This window comes from Nostoc sp., from assembly GCF_036917935.1.
GTDB lineage: Bacteria > Cyanobacteriota > Cyanobacteriia > Cyanobacteriales > Nostocaceae > Nostoc.
The window spans coordinates 296,654-314,218 of record NZ_JBALEL010000060.1; the positions used below are offsets into that span (position 1 = coordinate 296,654).

At 42.0% G+C, this 17,565-nt stretch carries 7 protein-coding genes; 2 read left to right on the forward strand and 5 right to left on the reverse strand.

The features are described from left to right. Positions 1-405 precede the first annotated feature (405 nt). A complete protein-coding gene (locus tag V7K62_RS26335) occupies positions 406-4,374 on the forward strand; it encodes a DUF2157 domain-containing protein (protein ID WP_334869319.1) in 3,969 nt (1,322 codons plus the stop codon). A 329-nt stretch (positions 4,375-4,703) separates the two neighbouring features. On the opposite strand, the gene V7K62_RS26340 is transcribed toward V7K62_RS26335, so the two are convergent. Together V7K62_RS26340 and V7K62_RS26345 are read right to left on the reverse strand one after the other, a co-directional pair. Continuing rightward, the gene (locus tag V7K62_RS26340; protein WP_334869321.1) at positions 4,704-6,431 is read right to left on the reverse strand and encodes a ShlB/FhaC/HecB family hemolysin secretion/activation protein; all 1,728 of its coding nucleotides are present in this window, start codon (positions 6,429-6,431) and stop codon (positions 4,704-4,706) included. Between the two features lie 581 nt (positions 6,432-7,012). Then, positions 7,013-7,375 carry a hypothetical protein gene (locus V7K62_RS26345; RefSeq protein WP_334869323.1) on the reverse strand — a complete coding sequence of 121 codons (363 nt, stop codon included), beginning with the start codon at positions 7,373-7,375 and terminating at the stop codon, positions 7,013-7,015. Between the two features lie 379 nt (positions 7,376-7,754). Here V7K62_RS26345 and V7K62_RS26350 point away from each other — a divergent pair, with 379 nt between their 5' ends. Continuing rightward, the gene (locus V7K62_RS26350; RefSeq protein ID WP_334869325.1) at positions 7,755-10,598 is read left to right on the forward strand and encodes a CHAT domain-containing protein; all 2,844 of its coding nucleotides are present in this window, start codon (positions 7,755-7,757) and stop codon (positions 10,596-10,598) included. 430 nt (positions 10,599-11,028) lie between these two features. Here the strand turns inward: V7K62_RS26350 and V7K62_RS26355 are convergent, their stop codons facing one another. The 3 genes from V7K62_RS26355 to V7K62_RS26365 all read right to left on the reverse strand — a co-directional run bounded on the left by V7K62_RS26355 (position 11,029) and on the right by V7K62_RS26365 (position 17,223). Then, positions 11,029-14,448: a two-partner secretion domain-containing protein gene (locus tag V7K62_RS26355; protein WP_334869327.1), complete on the reverse strand. Its 3,420-nt coding sequence runs from the start codon at positions 14,446-14,448 to the stop codon at positions 11,029-11,031. Between the two features lie 101 nt (positions 14,449-14,549). Next, positions 14,550-16,289: a beta strand repeat-containing protein gene (locus V7K62_RS26360; protein ID WP_334869329.1), complete on the reverse strand. Its 1,740-nt coding sequence runs from the start codon at positions 16,287-16,289 to the stop codon at positions 14,550-14,552. Then, positions 16,255-17,223 (reverse strand): filamentous hemagglutinin N-terminal domain-containing protein, encoded by a 969-nt coding sequence (locus tag V7K62_RS26365; protein WP_334869331.1) that lies wholly within the window; start codon positions 17,221-17,223, stop codon positions 16,255-16,257. The genes V7K62_RS26360 and V7K62_RS26365 overlap by 35 nt, the downstream gene beginning before the upstream one ends. Between the last annotated feature and the right edge of the window lie 342 nt (positions 17,224-17,565).

The following is a 17,565-nucleotide window of genomic DNA, read 5'->3' on the forward strand; positions in this document are numbered from 1 at the left end:
AACTAAAAGCAGACAGTTGGCATTTGAATATCGCTTGTAAGTAAGTCGGTGCTAATATTTCCAGCTATGTTAAGGAATTTTAATGTAGGGGAGCGAGTGCGTTGCAGAGGTTCCCGACGCTCGTTCGCCTTTGGCGTCTCCCCTTCCCCCAGACTCGCTAACGCTGCGCTATCCGTTGTAGCAACTGGCGTTACACCGGCAACAATCCAAGATGCGTTAGCCTACGGCATAACACACCGTACAGCTAATTTATAGATATTTATTTATATATATATTGAATTTCTTTCGCCGACTTAACTTAGGTTAAAAATTAATATCAATTAGGCTTATAAGTGGCACAGTTAGAGCAAAAATATACTTTAATTAAACAAATAATTTAAGTATATACTTGTACTGCTGCGGCTTATGTCATCGCCCCTTGAGCGCCCGCTAAAAATTGAAATCAGACTGCCATCTTCCCATCCTCAGTTATTAGAAGGACTGGATATATGGCTGCGCTTAGGTCTGATATCTGATATACAAGTTAGGCAGTTATGCCAAGAGTTCCTGGTGTGTGGGGTGGTGTTAGAACCCCAGGCTGAAGCGAAAACAAAGGTAGTATTTGCAACTTCCGATACCATGCAGGAGTTGCCCATAGGAGATTTACAATCGAGTAGCCGTAGACAAGCGCAACAAACACCAGCTAAACCCAACTTTATCAGCACAATGTTGCAGTCTTTGGGGGCAGAACTAAGTGTTCGTTGGCTGCTTTTTCTAGGGGTTTTCCTGGTAGTGGTATCCTCTGGGGTACTGGCTGCTAGTCAGTGGGCGAGGTTTCCCGCTTCTGGACAGTACGGGGTTTTATTTGCTTATACTTTGAGTTTCTGGGGATTAAGCTTTTGGGCGACTAGGCAAAATAACCTCACATTGACGGCTCAGACATTGCTGATTGTCACCCTTTTGTTAGTGCCAGTGAATTTTTGGGCAATTGATAGCTTTCAATTGTGGCAAAATCCTCTGGATTGGATTGTAGTGGCGATCGCCTGTCCTACCCTTACTGCTATAACTGTTTTACTCTCCAAAAATCGGACTATTTTTGCCAATTTACATCTGGGTATTTTACCTCTAGCAAATATTTTGGGGCTGAGTTATCTGCATTGGGGTTGGCAATTAAGAGGATTTCCCTTAATTGCCGTTTATGTGGCAATGATCGGCACAACGATTATTACCGTTTATCACAATCTTTACCAACAGCCTCATACTGTCAGCACGGAAGATCGGGGCGATGTCTACGACGGGCTACCCCTACGCCGTGGGTTAAGTATTAGTTTACCTGCTGCTGTAATTATTTATGCTTTAATAATATTATTGGTGCGGGCGATTTTTGTTACCAAGGTAGATGTCACACTGTTGGGGTTAGCTATTGGCATTTGTGGCTGGTTGGTGACTTGGTTAGCACAGCAGGGAAGTGGAGCAGAAGAAGTAACAGTAATATTCTCCCCATCCCTGGGGGAAGCTAAAGTTACATCTCCCCCATCCTTCTCATCCCTCTTACTGTGGGAAAAACTCGGTAGTATTTTACTCTTCCTGGGTTGGCTGGTATCGGTAATAAATTATCCTTGGCAAGCAATAGCTGTAAGTGGTTTGGGTTTGTGGTTTGTAGGGAGTCGCTTGCTTCGGTACAGTTTAAAGTTAGACTTCGCAGCGGTTTTTGTCATCGGCTTAGAGACGATTTGGTTAGGTTGGCGATTAGTACCTGATAACTTCCAGAAATGGGCGATCGCAACTGGTACTCAACTCACCAATTCTCAAAATGAACCTTGGGCTTTAGTGGCCATAGCTTTATTTCCCTACATAATTTTGATGGTGGCGCTCACAGATAGCTTGTATCGTAGCCAAAAGCGAGAATTAGCTAAGTTTGGCGAACTGCTCACCCTGTTATTTGGAACTCTTTTAATAACGATCGCTCTCGTAAATCCCACATTGCGATCGCTAAATCTGCTATTTTCCACAATCATTCTTACATTCGTCACTCAACGCCGCTCCCCCTCATCGCTTCCCCTGGTATACCTAACTCACATCATGGGGGTACTGACATTTTGCTCTACCATTAGTTGGCTCTTACCAAGCCTGAGTCAACAAGGCTGGGCAAGTATTTTATTGGCTCTGATGGTTGCAGAATGGCGATTTAGTCTCAGTGAGGGACTTTGGCGACGTAGTGCATGGGACATCGGCTTAGGACTAGCCGCAGCTAGTTTTTTCCGATTGTGGATGAATGCAGAATCATCTTGGTATGGCATAGCTGATAGTCAAGCCGATTGGGGAGCCTTATGGCTAGTTACACCTTTAGCTCTCACAGGTGTTGCCAATGCCACAATTATAGAGCGTCGGATTACTAGCCGTTACTTGAGTGTATTGGCTGTGGTAATTGCCCAGCTACTGACTTTACAGTTACCAGGAATCAGATTAATCGGTTTGGCTGTAGGTGCCGGATTGATGTTCGCAAATACGCGCTATTTGCGAAACCAAGCATCTGCGGTAATTACAGAAGGATTTGCTTTAAGTTTCATTGGGGTGCTGCTGTGGACGGGTGTGCCTGGTTTCCCTGGCCTAGCGCTAGCCGGTTGGTTTGTCGCCGGAGCGATCGCAACTCTAAGTCTATGGTTAGCGCGGACAGTTTTGAACCGACGCGGTAACGGATTAGGAGTTATCTATGCAGCCGCCAGTGATAAATGGGCGATCGCCTTGTATGGTTTTGCATTGTTGGGTTTGACGCTGCACTCGGTGCTGATTTATCGAGGGTTTACTACTTCAGGATTTTTGTTCTTAATTGCCACTGCAATCATCTTGGTAGCTATTGTTTATCGCAGTTGGCGAGAACCAACAAATTGGGCATTTTATGGTATTGGTTGGTGTTTGGAATTGTTGATTACCCAGGTGCTAGGGTTGGGGGAAGGCTCAACTGTTAAAATAGCGATCGCAAACATCGCCTTGGGTTTAATTGCTCAACTTGTCGGCGAGTGGTGGCGACGAAGACATCAATTAGAAAGGCTTCCTAGCAGCCTTCACATTTTGCCATTAATTTATGGTGCATTTAGTGTGTTGCTGCGTTTGAACACCTTCACCGAGTGGACAGGTTTGTATTCCTTGGGTGTAGCTTTAATTGTTATTGGCGTGGGGCGACGGCGCAAAAACTTCAAACCTCTGCTGTACTTAGGAATCATTGGTGTATCAATTTCTGCTTACGAACTTTTGTTCTATCAAATGTCACAAGCGTCAGGAGGAGCATTAGGTGATGGATTGATTGCCATGTCTGCCCTTGGCGCCAGTATCATGTATGCTTACCGCATTCTGTCGCCTTGGTTTGTGAGCTACTTACGCCTAACTCCCCAAGAAATCCAAGGAATTGCCCATATTCACTGGGTTTGGAGTAGCAGCTTATTAATGGCTGCCATTACTACTGCCATTGGAGTTAACCGTTTGGTGGGATTGGCAACTGGGGCATTTTTGATTCGCTATGCCATCTTTCAAGGACGAAATTCGCGCACTTCCCCCAGCATCTTCGGAGGAATTACAATAGCCGAGATGTGGGTTTACCTGGGCTTATTTGAGGTAGCCGGCATGAGGATTTATTGGCGGGAGACAGCAGTAGGAAAATTTTGGGCTGGGCCATTAGTTCCTTGGAATGGTGCGATCGCCTGTATGGTAGCCTATTTTCTGTACATTCTACCTTGGGAAAGTTGGGGTTGGTCTAAAAGACCTTGGCAGCAAGCCGCTTACATCATACCTCTGATAATTTTATGGGAAACCAGACTGCAAACTTACCCCATAACCTTACTACTCGCAGCTGGATTCTACATCTTCCTCGCAAAGGTGGGTGAAAACATCCGTTTTACCTATATTAGTGTGGTGTTGATTGATTGGGCGCTTTACCGTTGGTTTGATTCGTTACGTCTGACTGATGCTTTGTGGTATGTCACACCCATTGGATTATCACTGCTTTATATTGCTCAAGTAGATATGCAACTGAAGTTACCAGAGTATAAAATATCTCGTCATATTCTGAGAGTACTAGGTAGTGGTTTAATTTGTGGGTGGGCAATTTTATTTGATCAAAATGCAGCTTGGATACCGGGAATTTTCAGCCTCATCGCCATTTTTGCCGGATTAGCTTTGAGAGTGCGGGCTTTTCTCTACATTGGTACAGCCACTTTTTTAATCACTACAATCTATCAATCGGTAATTTTCAGTTTGCAGTACTCTTTTTTAAAATGGGTTATTGGCTTGCTAGTTGGCATCTTACTGATTTACATCGCCGCCAACTTTGAAACCCGTCGCGCTCAAATAACTTCCTTAATTCGTAGCGCCATTGATGAATTTCAATCATGGGAATAGGGGTAATGGTACTAAGAAAAGCCTAAAGGCATGTGTCGCCTCGTTCCCAGCCTCTAGGCTGGGAATGTATTCTCATAGGCTCTGCCTCCCGTCAAGCTACTGGAGGCGGAGCCTCCCAGAATCGGTTAAGAGCCTCCAGGCTGGGAACCAGTCAACCAGTCAGGGCAAGGGCTATATCTTTTCTTAGTGCCATTCGGAATAGGGGTAAGAATTAAGCTAAGGTTTAATACTTGATTAAGGGCTTATGAAGGTTTGAGCTTTGAAAGACTGTAAAAAGACTACTTTTGCGCCAACAGATTCAATAGCATCTTAATCTAGAAATCTGCTTTTCAAAACGGCTGATAGCGCACTGAAAAATTAAAGCCATTATCTTGTAGTGAACTACCGCGATCGCTTGTTCCCATCAATGGTACACCGTAGTCTGCACGCAATAGCAAACCGTTAAAAGGTTGCCAGTGCAAGCCCAACCCTAAGCTGGCAAGAGTTTGGGGGTCGCCATTAATACCACGATTATTCCAAGCTGTACCGATGTCAAAAAATGGTATTAACTGTAATGTTTCCACATTCGAGGCCAGGGGAATCCGAACTTCCACACCTCCAACTACCCCATTGTCAGCAACAAGTTGATTTTGACCATAACCGCGCACTGTGTCAACTCCCCCAATGCTAATTTTTTCCAACGAAAGTAAGGAATCACCGGTGAGTTGAGTGTTAACTTTGGCCAGCATCAAGATGCGGGGAGATAGCCGTTGCACCCATTGAAATTGTCCCACCCAAGAGAAAAAACACCCATCAGTACCACTATCGTTGACGGTTGCATCAAAGGCATCAATCCCAAAACTAAATTGCGATCGCGCCGCTAAAACACTGTTAGCATTACGTTGTAACCAATCTTGCGAAAAGCGGATTACCGTAACTCGTGATTTCCCATCTTCGGGCCCTTCGGTAAAGGAGAAGGGGATATCATTGAGGATGTAGGTTTGACTGCGCCGTAAATCGAATGCTAAACCGAGAGCAAATTCGCTGTTTGGGGTGTGGATTAGCGGTTGACGGACGTTAAAAGAAAGGGTTTCGGCTTCGCTGCGGATATCTAAGTCACGAAATTCGCTTTCAATAATGCGGCTACCGCTGTTGCTGTAGCGGACACCAATAGTTCCATCTAGGGCGTTAAAGGGAATAGAATAATTGATATTGTAAATGTCTAAGCCTTCAGTCCTGCCATATTCGGCACTAAATTTATCTCCAAACCCTAATAAATTATCATGAGCAACAAAAACAATCCCTTGTTCTGAGCCTACGCTAGTTGATTGGTTATTTGCAAAGATAACTCCAGCGTGAAAGGCTGGCGCTTCGGTAATTGTCACCTGTAAAATATTATTTCCGGGAGTGCTACCTGCGGTTAACTCGGCATTAACTCGTTGAATCACCGGGTCTAGTTGTAATAATTGTAGCGCTTGTTCGAGGCTTTTTTGATTTAAAGGCTTACCTGCAAGCCGTTCAATCCGAGAACGCACATACCCAGGTTGCAATCTTTTTAACCCTAAAATGGAAATTCCTTCGAGTTCGCCTTCCACAACTTGGATTTGCACGACACCACTAGCGACATTTTGATTGTTGGAAATAAATGCCCCACTGGTGATATAGCCATTTTTAACATAGAGTTGGGTAATTTGCGATCGCAGTTGCAATAACTGCTCAAATGTAATTTTTTTATTTTCTAAGGGTTGTTTTAACTTGATGATTTCATCTTCTAAAACAGAATAGCCTGTGACTTGAATTTCTTTGACAAAGAACTTTTCACCACTAGGAAAAGTTGTATCGCGTAGATTTTCTTGTGGAGGTGATGGGAGTATGGGGACAGTTGGTGTCGGTGGTGTGGGTGCAAGAGTTGGTGTAGGTGATGGTTGGGGTAGAGTTTCTTCAACTTTCCCCGGTGTATCGGGGGGAATTGTTACTCCAGATGGGGGTGTCGATTGTGCAAATGCTGCAAGTGGAGTGATGTTGATGCAGGTAAGTAATATGAAACAAAGCTTTTGAAACCGAAAGTATGAACCCATTGTTTATATATGATATGTAAAATTTGTCAAAGATAAGGTCTAAATTTTTGCAAGTTACCATCGGGTATCTAAGAGGTTGTTTGAAAAGTCCTCTTGTCGGTATCAAAACATTTTAGATCCCCCTAAATCCCCCTTTTTAAGGGGGACTTTGATTCCGGTTCCCCCCTTTTTAAGGGGGGTTAGGGGGGATCAAAGTGCCTAAAATCACAGCCAAATACTTTTAAAACATCCTCTAAGAGGATAAAATACCCAGATATCCGACTTTTTTTTAATAATTTATCAAGCAGGTATGATGTTATATAGCGTTTCTCGTTTGTGTGAGGTACACCCGTAGGGGCACGGCACTGCCGTGCCCCTACACCCCGTGATAAATGTTGTACCGCATCTGAATGGGAAACTCTATATCATGTCTATATTAATAATTAATCAAGCAGACATGATGTTAGTAGATTCTCGAAAATTGTCTTCCCAGGCTGAAGTCTGGGACAGGATATTATTATTTAATTAAAATACCATAATAGTTTTCTTGATGATTGCATAAAAGTGCAAATCATCAATAAACGATTTGGAAATCTCTAAGATTATTGATGGTCGCCTCCATGACCATAAAAAGTTATCCCATAGGTACTGCAAAGATCGGTCTGACGCATGACATCATAAGTACCATCGCTATAAATGGCTTTGACATCATAGCTACAATGATTACTATTATTGCCAAAGTTAACGGTGTCAGATGAACCGTTAACAATATCTGAATTGAGAATATTGCTACCCCAATATTTAGATTTTGTTGAGGATACATACAATTGAGTGATTTCTAACTCATTGTTATTGTAAACTAAAAAATCGCGCTCGTCTGCAAGAGCATTTTGGCTGGTTAATGGCACTATTGGTAATGCCAAAGCTGTTGCTAAAAGTGTATTGCGGAATAGTTTAGAAAACATAATAAACCCCTCAATCTGAGTGAATAAAAATTACAAGATTTTTATCAGCAACGGTTAATCAATCATGGTTTTGGTTATTTTTCGATTTATTAACCGTTTCTTTAATACTGAGATTAAGGGAGATGACTAGGTAATGCACTGACCATTTATGCAAATATAGTTGCATGATTCTGTATGGTGCGATCGCATGATTGTGCATAGCATTTTGCAGAAAACTGTGTATGCGATTTTCCCGATATGTGCAATATTTATTTTGAACAACTTCGACTCAAGATTAAGTACTCATTGGATAATCGATATAATCCTTGTGGTTTAATTATTGGGTCGCCTTTTTTCCAAATCTATAACGAATACCATAACCAGGTGTTGCTAAATTAAAATGATGAAATCCCCAAAGAAATATCTTAAACTCTTACTCTCTGCACCTTTACGACTACCAAAATTTCGAGTAGCTGATTCCGTCGCTGGAATTTCTCTCTGTAAAAGGCTAATTCATCTCTTCACCCAGCAATACCAAAAACTAAATCGCCATCGATTGATTAAAGTATTATTTTTGGCAACCCTCGTAATTTGTTTATTATTTGGACAAGTTGTATCTGCACAAACTCCAAATGTCAGTGCACTAGTTGAACAAGGAATTAAAGACTATAATGCCGGAGATTTTTTTAAGGCAATAAAAAATTGGCAAGAGGCATTAAATCAGGATAAAAATAATCCGTCAGTGACGGCGGTCGTGAATGAAAATTTGGCGCGTGCTTACCAACAAATAGGAGAAAATAAAGCTGCGATCGCATCGTTATCGGCGGCAATTAATGACTATAATACGGTGGAAAATATTCAGCAAGTCGGACGCATGAAGTCAGAACTTGCCCAAGTTTACAGCAATTTGGGACAGCCTCGCAAAGCGATCGCACTTTTGTGTGGTCAACTAGTAGATAAGTCGAAAATCTCCGAAAATCAACCAAGTCAACAAATAAAATGCACTCCAGAAAGTGCTGAACAAATTGCCACCAAATACAACGACAAACGCGGTGAGGTTGCGGCTTTGGGTATTCTCGGTGAAGCATATCGCTTAATTGGAAGTTACGACGAAGCAATTAAGTATTTAGACACAGCGCAACAAGTTACACCCGAATCTAAATTTTTGGTATTTAATAGTTTGGGTAATGCTTACAAAAGTCGCGGTGAATTGCGAGAGTTACAAGCCGATTCTGCAAATAAGGCTGGTATTTCTAGTAAAGAACAAGAATTTAATAAAAAGTCACAAGAAGACTACGATAAAGCGCATCAATATTTTCAGGATAGTATAAAATTCGCCCACAATGAAAAACAAGCTTTAGCAGAGATGCGGGGATTATTAAATTTAATTCAGTTGGATTCACAGATAAATAAGAGCAAATTGATTAATGATCAGGAGTTTCACAAAACCCTTAAGGATGCTTTAAAAGTTCTCGAAGGTTTGCCCGATTCAGCCACAAAAGTCTATGGGGCAATTGATTTAGCATACTTGCAGCGCGATGCTAAAGGAACTTCACCCTTTACCTACTGTCCAACTCAGCTGATTTTATCTGGTGACAACGAAGCATTAAATTTGCTCGAAAGCTCAGTATTAACAAGTAAAAATTTACAAGATAATCGCCTAATTTCTTATTCTAATGGTGCTTTGGGTCATTTCTGGGAATGTAGCTCAGATAATCAAAAAGCATTAAAATATACCCAAACTGCTATCATCGCAGCAGATAGCAAGTTGAGTGCAAAAGATAGCTTGTATTTGTGGGAGTGGCAAGCAGGACGGATTTTAGATAAACAAAAGCGAAAAGAAGAAGCGATCGCATCTTATCAGCGAGCATTTGATACCTTAGAAGATATCCGCCAGGATATTTTGACCGCCGAACGCGATGTCCAGTTTGACTTCCGCGATGTCGTTCGGCCATTATACCGGACATTGGCACAGTCGCGGCTCGATTTGCTAGGAGTTGGGGCAATTGGAGACGAAGGACGTGCAAAGGAACTATCGAAAGTAGTTAACACCATTGATGCGTTAAAACTCGCAGAATTACAGAATTATTTTGGCAATGATTGCATTTTGAGTGGGTTGAATCCCAAACAGGTAGGTGAACTCCTCGAAGATAATAGTGTAGCGTTTAAGAATACTGGGTTTTTGAGTTCAATAATTTTGAATGGCAAAACCGGGATATTATTGCAGTTACCCAATCAGACAACCAAATTTAAGTGGATTTCAGACTTCAATCAAGAAGGTACAAACAAAATAGTTAGCAGCGATAGCCTACAGAAAAAAATTGCTGAGTTTCGCACAGGACTAGTTAAAAAAGAAGAAATTAACTACGATACAACAATTGCATCACAGCTTTATGATTGGATAATTCGCCCCTTTGCAGAGGATATAAAACCGGAGAAAGTCAAAACTCTGGTATTTATTCAGGATGGGTTTTTGCGTACCGTTCCAATGGCGGCACTTTATGACAGCCAACAACAGAAATATTTAGTCGAAACTTACGCAGTTGCCACAACTCCCAGTTTACGACTTACCACACCTAAACTACGCGATCGCAGTACGCAAAAGGCGTTAATTTTGGGTTTGACAAAAGAAGCCACCATCGACGGCAAGACTTTTGAACAGCTTTTTGCGGTTCCCGATGAAATCAGTGCAGTTGAAAGTATATTTCCCAATCATACCCCCCTGATTGACGATAATTTTCTCCCCGAAAGTTTTCAGGAAAAACTTGATAAAACCACATATCCCATTGTTCATATAGCTAGTCACGCTCAATTTGGCATCATTCCCGAAGACACCTTCATTGTCACAGGGAAAAACCAAAAACTTACCATTAGCCAATTAGAAAACTCACTCCGAAACCTCAACAGCAAATCGGATAGCGTCGAACTACTCACACTAACTGCCTGTGAAACCGCAGTTGGCGATGATCGTGCCACACTAGGATTAGCTGGAGTTGCATTGCAAGTTGGGGTTAAAAGTGCGATCGCATCTTTGTGGAGTGTTAACGATCAATCGACATCGGAACTAGTCAAAACATTTTACACCAACTATCGCAACGCTGGCATGAGTATTGCCGAGGCTTTGCAACAAGCCCAAATTAGAATGATTCATGCTAAGAAATTACCACCATCTGAAGGTATTAATATTACGTATGATCATCCTGCGTATTGGGCACCAATGATTGCGATCGGTAATTGGCTTTGAATATATTTCACTTCACTTGGAATTATTATTCAATAATTCTAAGTGAAGTCAGAACCCCGACTTCTTTGAGAAGTCGGGGTTCTAGCAACCCATCATAGATCAGAGATAGGACTCATATTTGATTTCTGAAAAAATTCAGTACAACTCAAAGAGACTTCTTGGCTATTGCCTATTGCCTCTTGCCTCCTACGCAAATAAGTAGGTAGGTGAGAAAATTTATAACTATGTCATTGCGTTCGCCCTTGGCGTTCCCGCAGGGTACGTAACGAAGTGGAGTGTTCGCGTAGCGTGTCGTAGACAAGCAATCACAAGGTTTTCACCGCTTTTACTTTTCGTTACATAGTTAGGTTTATTTGTGCCTACCTACTTAAGTTTAGAAATCAAATCGGATTGCTATATGAGTAGAAATTAACTTACAGTTTCATAACCTTCAGTGACATTCTCGACTGAGTACCAAGCGTCCATCAGCAAGTCGATAAAGCCCTTGTGGTTCAATTATTGCATCGCCTTTTTTCCAAGTCTGCGATGTTGGTTCAACATTACGCACCTCACCTGTCGAATAGCTTGAAATTAATCGATCTCCCGGACTATTACGTAAAGCACCAGAACCAGTAATGAAGAATGTACCCTCTTGCTTGGAACTGCGTGAAACGCAACTATTGGCGATAAGTGCATTGGTGTCGATGACGTTTGGAAATGCTCCAGTGAAGCTGTTTTGAATAGAAGTGGTATCGGGTGCGTTAATATTTGTTATGCCTGAAACGCCTAATTGAGAACTTGCAGTAATATCGCTTTTTTCGGTTGGTTTTGTCCGTGACTCAATACCGAAAATACCTTGTGAGTTGATTTGGACTTTCCCACCGGAACCAGTGTATGCATTGGCGCTGATATCGCTGTTTTCTTCGGGGATAGCGACGATAAATTTAGAGTTGATATTGATGTTACCGCCATTGCCACCAGCTTGACTTCTACCTGCGGTGGTTGAAATTAAACCGCGATCGCGCAAAAGTAATAAATCAGCGATATCGAGTGTAATGTCACCACCATTACCTGCATTTGTCAAAGAAGCGATCGCACTACCTTTTCCCAGAATTTCGATAAAATTAGCTTTAATTCTAATATTTCCAGCGTTACCTGTACCGAGGCTGCCGGAGACAATTTCAGCATCATCACGTACACTAAGGCGATTGGTAGCAATATCTATATCACCACCTTTACCATTAGCCCCTTCGTCAACTGATGATGTTAAGCTACTTGCAGATTCACTGTCTGAACCAGTCAAGATAATGTTATCAGCTTTTACTCTTAAATTACCCGCGTTTCCATTTCCCTGAGTTCCTGATGATATCTGCGATTGTTCTTGGACATTTAATAGTTGAGTTTTGATGCTGATATTGCCTGCGTTACCATTAGCTTCATCGTCAACCTGAGTTATAATTCTGCTACTTCCTCGTAAATCAATTTTCTCGGCATTAATCCCAATATTTCCGGCATTACCTTGATTAAATGTAGTGGCAGAAATTTCTCCCTGATTGCTGAGGTTTAAGCGTCCTGTTGTCACATCAATACTTCCCCCAGAACCAATTCCCCCAGTTTGTAATTCGGCAAATAAACCTGATGGTGCAAATGAACCATCTAGTCGTTCTCCACCAACCCCAGTAATATCAATAGAATCAGTGGCACGAACGACCAAATTACCACCTTGTCCCTTACCCCCTATTAACACTGAGGTTGATATATTTCCACCATTACTCAAGTGCAACCGTTCTGTGTCAATAGTTATTGTGCCACCCCGCACATCTGCATTACTTCTCGACACATCCGAGGATAAGTTACTCATATAAGAATAACCCCCGAATCGGGATAGAATTTCTTGTGTTAGAGGATCGGACAAAATTTCTTCTGCACCAGCTTGATCTAGTGTAGCCAATAACTGTTCTTTGGGTACGAAAACAAACCCGTCTAATTCTACATCTTTGGCGCGGATGGTAATATTCCCGGCATTACCACTGCTTTGAATGGATGTGGTTGTTATATTTCCTCCTTGACTGACAGTGACTCGCGGCGTTTCAATCGTGACATTACCTCCATTTCCTGAGCCATAAAATGTATCGCTTGATATATAGCTAGAGTAACCGTTAATATCTACGTATTCATTAGCTTTAATAAAAATGTTAGCTGCATTTGCACTGCTAAAAGTATTCGTTCTAATCTGACCGCTATCTTTGAGATTAAGTCGCTGGGTTTCAATGGTGATATCCCCTGCTGTTGCTTGAGTTGTACTTCCTCGTGGTGTAGCAATACCCGTAGATATATTACTCTGAGTCACCTCAACCGCATTCCGAGCCTGAATAGAAATAGAACCGACATTTCCACCACCAGATGAAAGTGCTGTCACTCCGCTTCCTAATAAATTATTTTGAACTCGCAAAGTACCCGTTTCAATCCGCAGATTACCTGTTGAACCTGAACCAAGGCTTCCGAGTCGTAAAGAAGCTTGGTTAGTGATATTGACATCATCTGTAGCTCGTACTGTCAAGTTTCCTGCATTACCCGCACCTCCAGATCCAACAGAGACAAAGCCACCATTGATATTAACCGAGTCCGTAGCATTTAAAGTCAGGTTCCCTCCATTGCCTTTGCCAAAACTCAATACAGAGAGAATACCGCTATTTTCTGCTATTCCATCTCCAGTAATTGCGATTTTCCCGGCATTGATAGTAATATCCCCGCCCGAACCCGTAGCAGAAGCGCTACTAGCAGATAAAATCCGACTGCTGTTAGCGAGAGTTACTGCATCGCTGGCTTGAATTTGAATATCACCACCTTTCGCTACACCAGAAGTAGCGCTCTGAATTCCAGCACCGTTGTCTAAATTCAATTGAGTCGCATCAACAAAAATTGAGCCGCCATTGCTACCGAAAATAAATGAACTATTTAAGCCAATCTCCCCTCCAAATAATTCAATTGCACTATTGCCACCTGCAACGATAAAGCTATCATTTGTTAAGTTGATGGGTGCGCGTCCGAAATTTTCTGGTAACTTAAAATCCAATGAGGAGCCATTGACATTTAACCCAACAGTTGTATCCCCAGTGATTGCTCCCAATTTAACTTGTCCATTTTGACTAAACAAATAACTACCATCCAAGGTGATTTCACCGCCCAGAAGTGCTAGTGTGCTACCAGAGCCAACACGTAAAGCATCAACAACATTTCCCTCTGAATCCCGAATCACTGCTTGGCTAGTAATATTTCCAGGTTGTGAACCAAACTGTAAACCAACTGGTACATTGATAGCCAATAACGGCGGCGCTTGGAGATTTGTGGCGCTAAACTCTACCCCATTGGCAAAGACTAAACTATTTGCTGTTGTCCCCAAAAAAGAACCCTGTATATCTAAACTGGCATTTTTACCAAATACAATCCCATTGGGATTTAGCAAAAACAAATTTGCATCACCCAATACTCCCAATCTCCCGAAAATATTCGATGAGTTACCACCAGTAACGCGAGAAAAGATATTTGTTATCCCTTCTGGATTGGCGAAATAAACGCCTCGACCAACACCGACGTTAAAATCTTGAAAACTGTGAAATAGGTTAGTGCCACGAGCCGCACCACCATCGATAATGTCATTTTTTTGATCAAAAGGAATGACTTGCGATCGCTCTTTTACCAGGCTGTTATCGGGAGTTAACTGAGCAAAAGTAGGATTAATAGAAACTGCGATCGCTCCCACACATCCCAGCCATCCTGTGACAGCAAACCGCAAAATTTTCACCATAACTTCTGCTTCTTTATTTGGTAATAGTTGACTATCTTGTGATGGATGGATTTTAAAGGTCATTTTTCAGTATCAATTAAGAAAAACTTGGAGAATTATCCCTCTTGTTGGGTAATGTTATGTGACGCTCGAAGACCTTTAAACCTCCTATTAAGAGTTCTTTTTTAATGACATTCTCGACTGAGTACCAAGCGTCCATCAGCAAGTCGATAAAGGCCTTGTGGTTCAACTATTGCATCGCCTTTTTTCCAAGTCCGCGATGTTGGTTCAACATTACGCACCTCACCAGTCGAATAGACTGAAATTAATCCATCCCCCGGACTATTACGTAAAGCACCAGAACCAGTAATGAAGAATGTACCCTCTTGTTTGGGACTGCGAACAATGCAACTATTGGCAATCAGTGCATTAGTGTTGATGACGTTTGGAGATAATTCTGTGAAGCTGTTTTGAATGGAAGTGGTATCGGGTGCATTAATTTTAATTACACCTGATACACCTAATTCAGAACTTGCAGTAATATCGCTTTTATCGGTTGGCTTTGGACGCGACTCCATACCAAAGATACCTTGTGAGTTAATTTCGACATTTCCACCGCGTCCTTCATAGGTGTCTGCGCTAATGTTGCTGTTTTCTTTGGGAATGGCGACGATGAATTTAGAGTTGATATTGATGTTACCGCCATCGCCACCTGATTTGGCTAACCCCGCAGTTGTGGTGATATTGCTATTACGACGCAATAGTAATAAATCTGTAGCGGTTAAGTTAATATTTCCACCATCACCAGAGTTAGTTACAGCAGCAATAATTCCTTTATTATCTAGTTGTACAGTACCTGAATTAATGTTAATATTCCCAGCAATTCCATCTCCAAGGCTACTAGAAGATATAGCTGCACCATTGAGAGATAAATCACGGGCTGTGACGTTAATATTGCCGCCTTCACCTTTACCTGTGAATCCTGCATCTATTGCGACTGTGCTAAAGATGCCAGTGTCAAAGTTAGAACCATCGAGAGTTGTCCCCTGAAGAGAGAATTTACCGCCAGCATTAACGGTGACGTTACCTGCATTTCCTTGTCCAATTGTCTCAGCATTGATATTAGAACCATTTGTGAAATAAATGTCACCAGTAACATTAATTAGCACATTTCCAGCATCGCCTTTACCAGCAGTAGTAGAGAATAAAGCAGCACCATCGGCTAAAGAAAAGTTACGCCCCTCAATTTCAATATCTCCACCCTTACCTACTGCATTTAAATTAAGAATGGAGAACAAAGCGCTTTTTCCTGAAATCAAGACATCACCACCTGCTCGAATTGCAATTTTACCAGCATTTCCATCTGTGGCAATAAATGTTGCTATATTACTATCTTTGATTGTTGTGTTACCTAATGTGGTTATAAAAACGTTACCCGCGTTGCCTTTCCCATTAGACAATGTAATTAAATAAGCATTATTAGATAGCTCTAAGCTACGGGCTACAATCTCAATATCACCACTGTTACCTACACCGGTTTCCAACACGCCGCTAGCTATTCCGCTAATAAGTCTTTCACTGCGTCCAGAAAATATCACAGCACCACCTGCTTGAATTTTGATATTCCCGCCATTACCTTCACCTGATGTACTAGCACTCAAAAAAGAGGCACCTGTGAAGGAAGTATCCTCTTTTGTATTTATTGAGATATTGCCAGCATTACCTTTACCACCAATATTGCTGTTAAAAACGGTAGATTCTCCACTTACAGAAAATGACTTGGCGAAGATATCAATATTTCCGGCATTACCTACACCTGTTTTGGAAATGGCGCTACTTATATTGCTGCTATTGGCAAGAGAAACTGTGTCTTTTGCTTGGATTGAGATATTACCACCGTTTCCTTTGCCAGAAGATTTCAACATTGCCACCTTGACTATTTGGTGTTCCTAAACCTGTCTCTATACCTGCTCTAAGTTTACTTTCTCCTGCTAAATTCACATCACGAGCATGAATTTTGATATTCCCGCCATTCGCACCTCTAACATTAACTTCTGCGGCGTTATTGAGAGAAACATTTGCCCGTTCTACACCATCAGGCACTACCAAACTGATATTATCACCTGCAATATTTAATCCTACATTTCCTGGTGCAGCCAAACCTGCTAACTCAATATTTCCTTCATAAGTGCGAATACTCCCACCATCAATATTGATATTTCCACCGACAAGCAGCAAACTTTTACCATCTGCTACTCTTAAACCTGTGACATCTTCAGCAATAAGATTTTTACCAGCATCTGCTTGCGATTGATTAGTAATTCCTACATTCGCTTGGATTTGATTAAACAACAACGCCGAAGGATTAATCGTCAATAATGGTGCTGCTTCAGGATTCGTCGCGCTAAAAACTCCCTGATTTCCAAACTGAATTCCGTTCGCTGTTGTGCCCATAAACGAACCCTGCACATCTAAACTGGCATTTTTACCAAACACAATGCCATTGGGATTGAGCAAAAACAAATTCGCATTACCTAATACGCCCAAAGTTCCGAAAATATTCGATGAGTTATCACCAGTAACGCGAGAAAAGATATTTGTTATTCCCTCTGGATTGGCGAAATAAACACCTCGACTTTCACCTACGTTAAAATCTTGAAAACTGTGAAATAGGTTGCTACCACGAGCCGCACCGCCTTCGATGCGGTCATTGTTTGTATTAATAGGAATGACTTGCGATCGCTCCTTCCCCAAGCTGTTATCGGGAGTTAACTGAGCAAAAGCAGGATGAATAGAAACTGCGATACCTGCCACGCATCCCAGCCATCCTGTGACAGCGAACCACCAAATTTTCACCATCTCTATTCTCCGTACTATTTCTATAGCGGTTCTTAATTGTCTAATACAGACCTAACCCCCAGCCCCTTAAGAGCAAGGGAAGGGGAGTAAGATTCAAAGCCTCTCTCCGGTGGTACACAAAAGTCGAATTACCCCCCTTAATCCCCCCTTATAAAGGGGGGAAACAAGATATAAAGGGGGAAACAAGATATAATATCATGTCCGCATAATTAGTTATGCTAACCACAGTCATTGCACCCCACCCCTTAATCCCCTCCCCGCAAGCGGGGAGGGGAGACAAAGCGTAGCTTTGGCGGGGGTGGGGTTCTTCGGGTTTAATAAGCAATCAAGCGGACATAATAT

Excerpts from the sequence above, each read along its gene's own strand:
- V7K62_RS26350 (WP_334869325.1), top strand. The coding sequence starts at position 7,755 with ATGATGAAATCCCCAAAGAAATATCTTAAACTCTTACTCTCTGCACCT.
- V7K62_RS26335 (WP_334869319.1), top strand. The coding sequence starts at position 406 with ATGTCATCGCCCCTTGAGCGCCCGCTAAAAATTGAAATCAGACTGCCA.
- V7K62_RS26340 (WP_334869321.1), bottom strand. The coding sequence starts at position 6,431 with ATGGGTTCATACTTTCGGTTTCAAAAGCTTTGTTTCATATTACTTACC.
- V7K62_RS26360 (WP_334869329.1), bottom strand. The coding sequence starts at position 16,289 with ATGTTGAAATCTTCTGGCAAAGGAAACGGTGGTAATATCTCAATCCAA.
- V7K62_RS26355 (WP_334869327.1), bottom strand. The coding sequence starts at position 14,448 with ATGACCTTTAAAATCCATCCATCACAAGATAGTCAACTATTACCAAAT.
- V7K62_RS26365 (WP_334869331.1), bottom strand. The coding sequence starts at position 17,223 with ATGGTGAAAATTTGGTGGTTCGCTGTCACAGGATGGCTGGGATGCGTG.
- V7K62_RS26345 (WP_334869323.1), bottom strand. The coding sequence starts at position 7,375 with ATGTTTTCTAAACTATTCCGCAATACACTTTTAGCAACAGCTTTGGCA.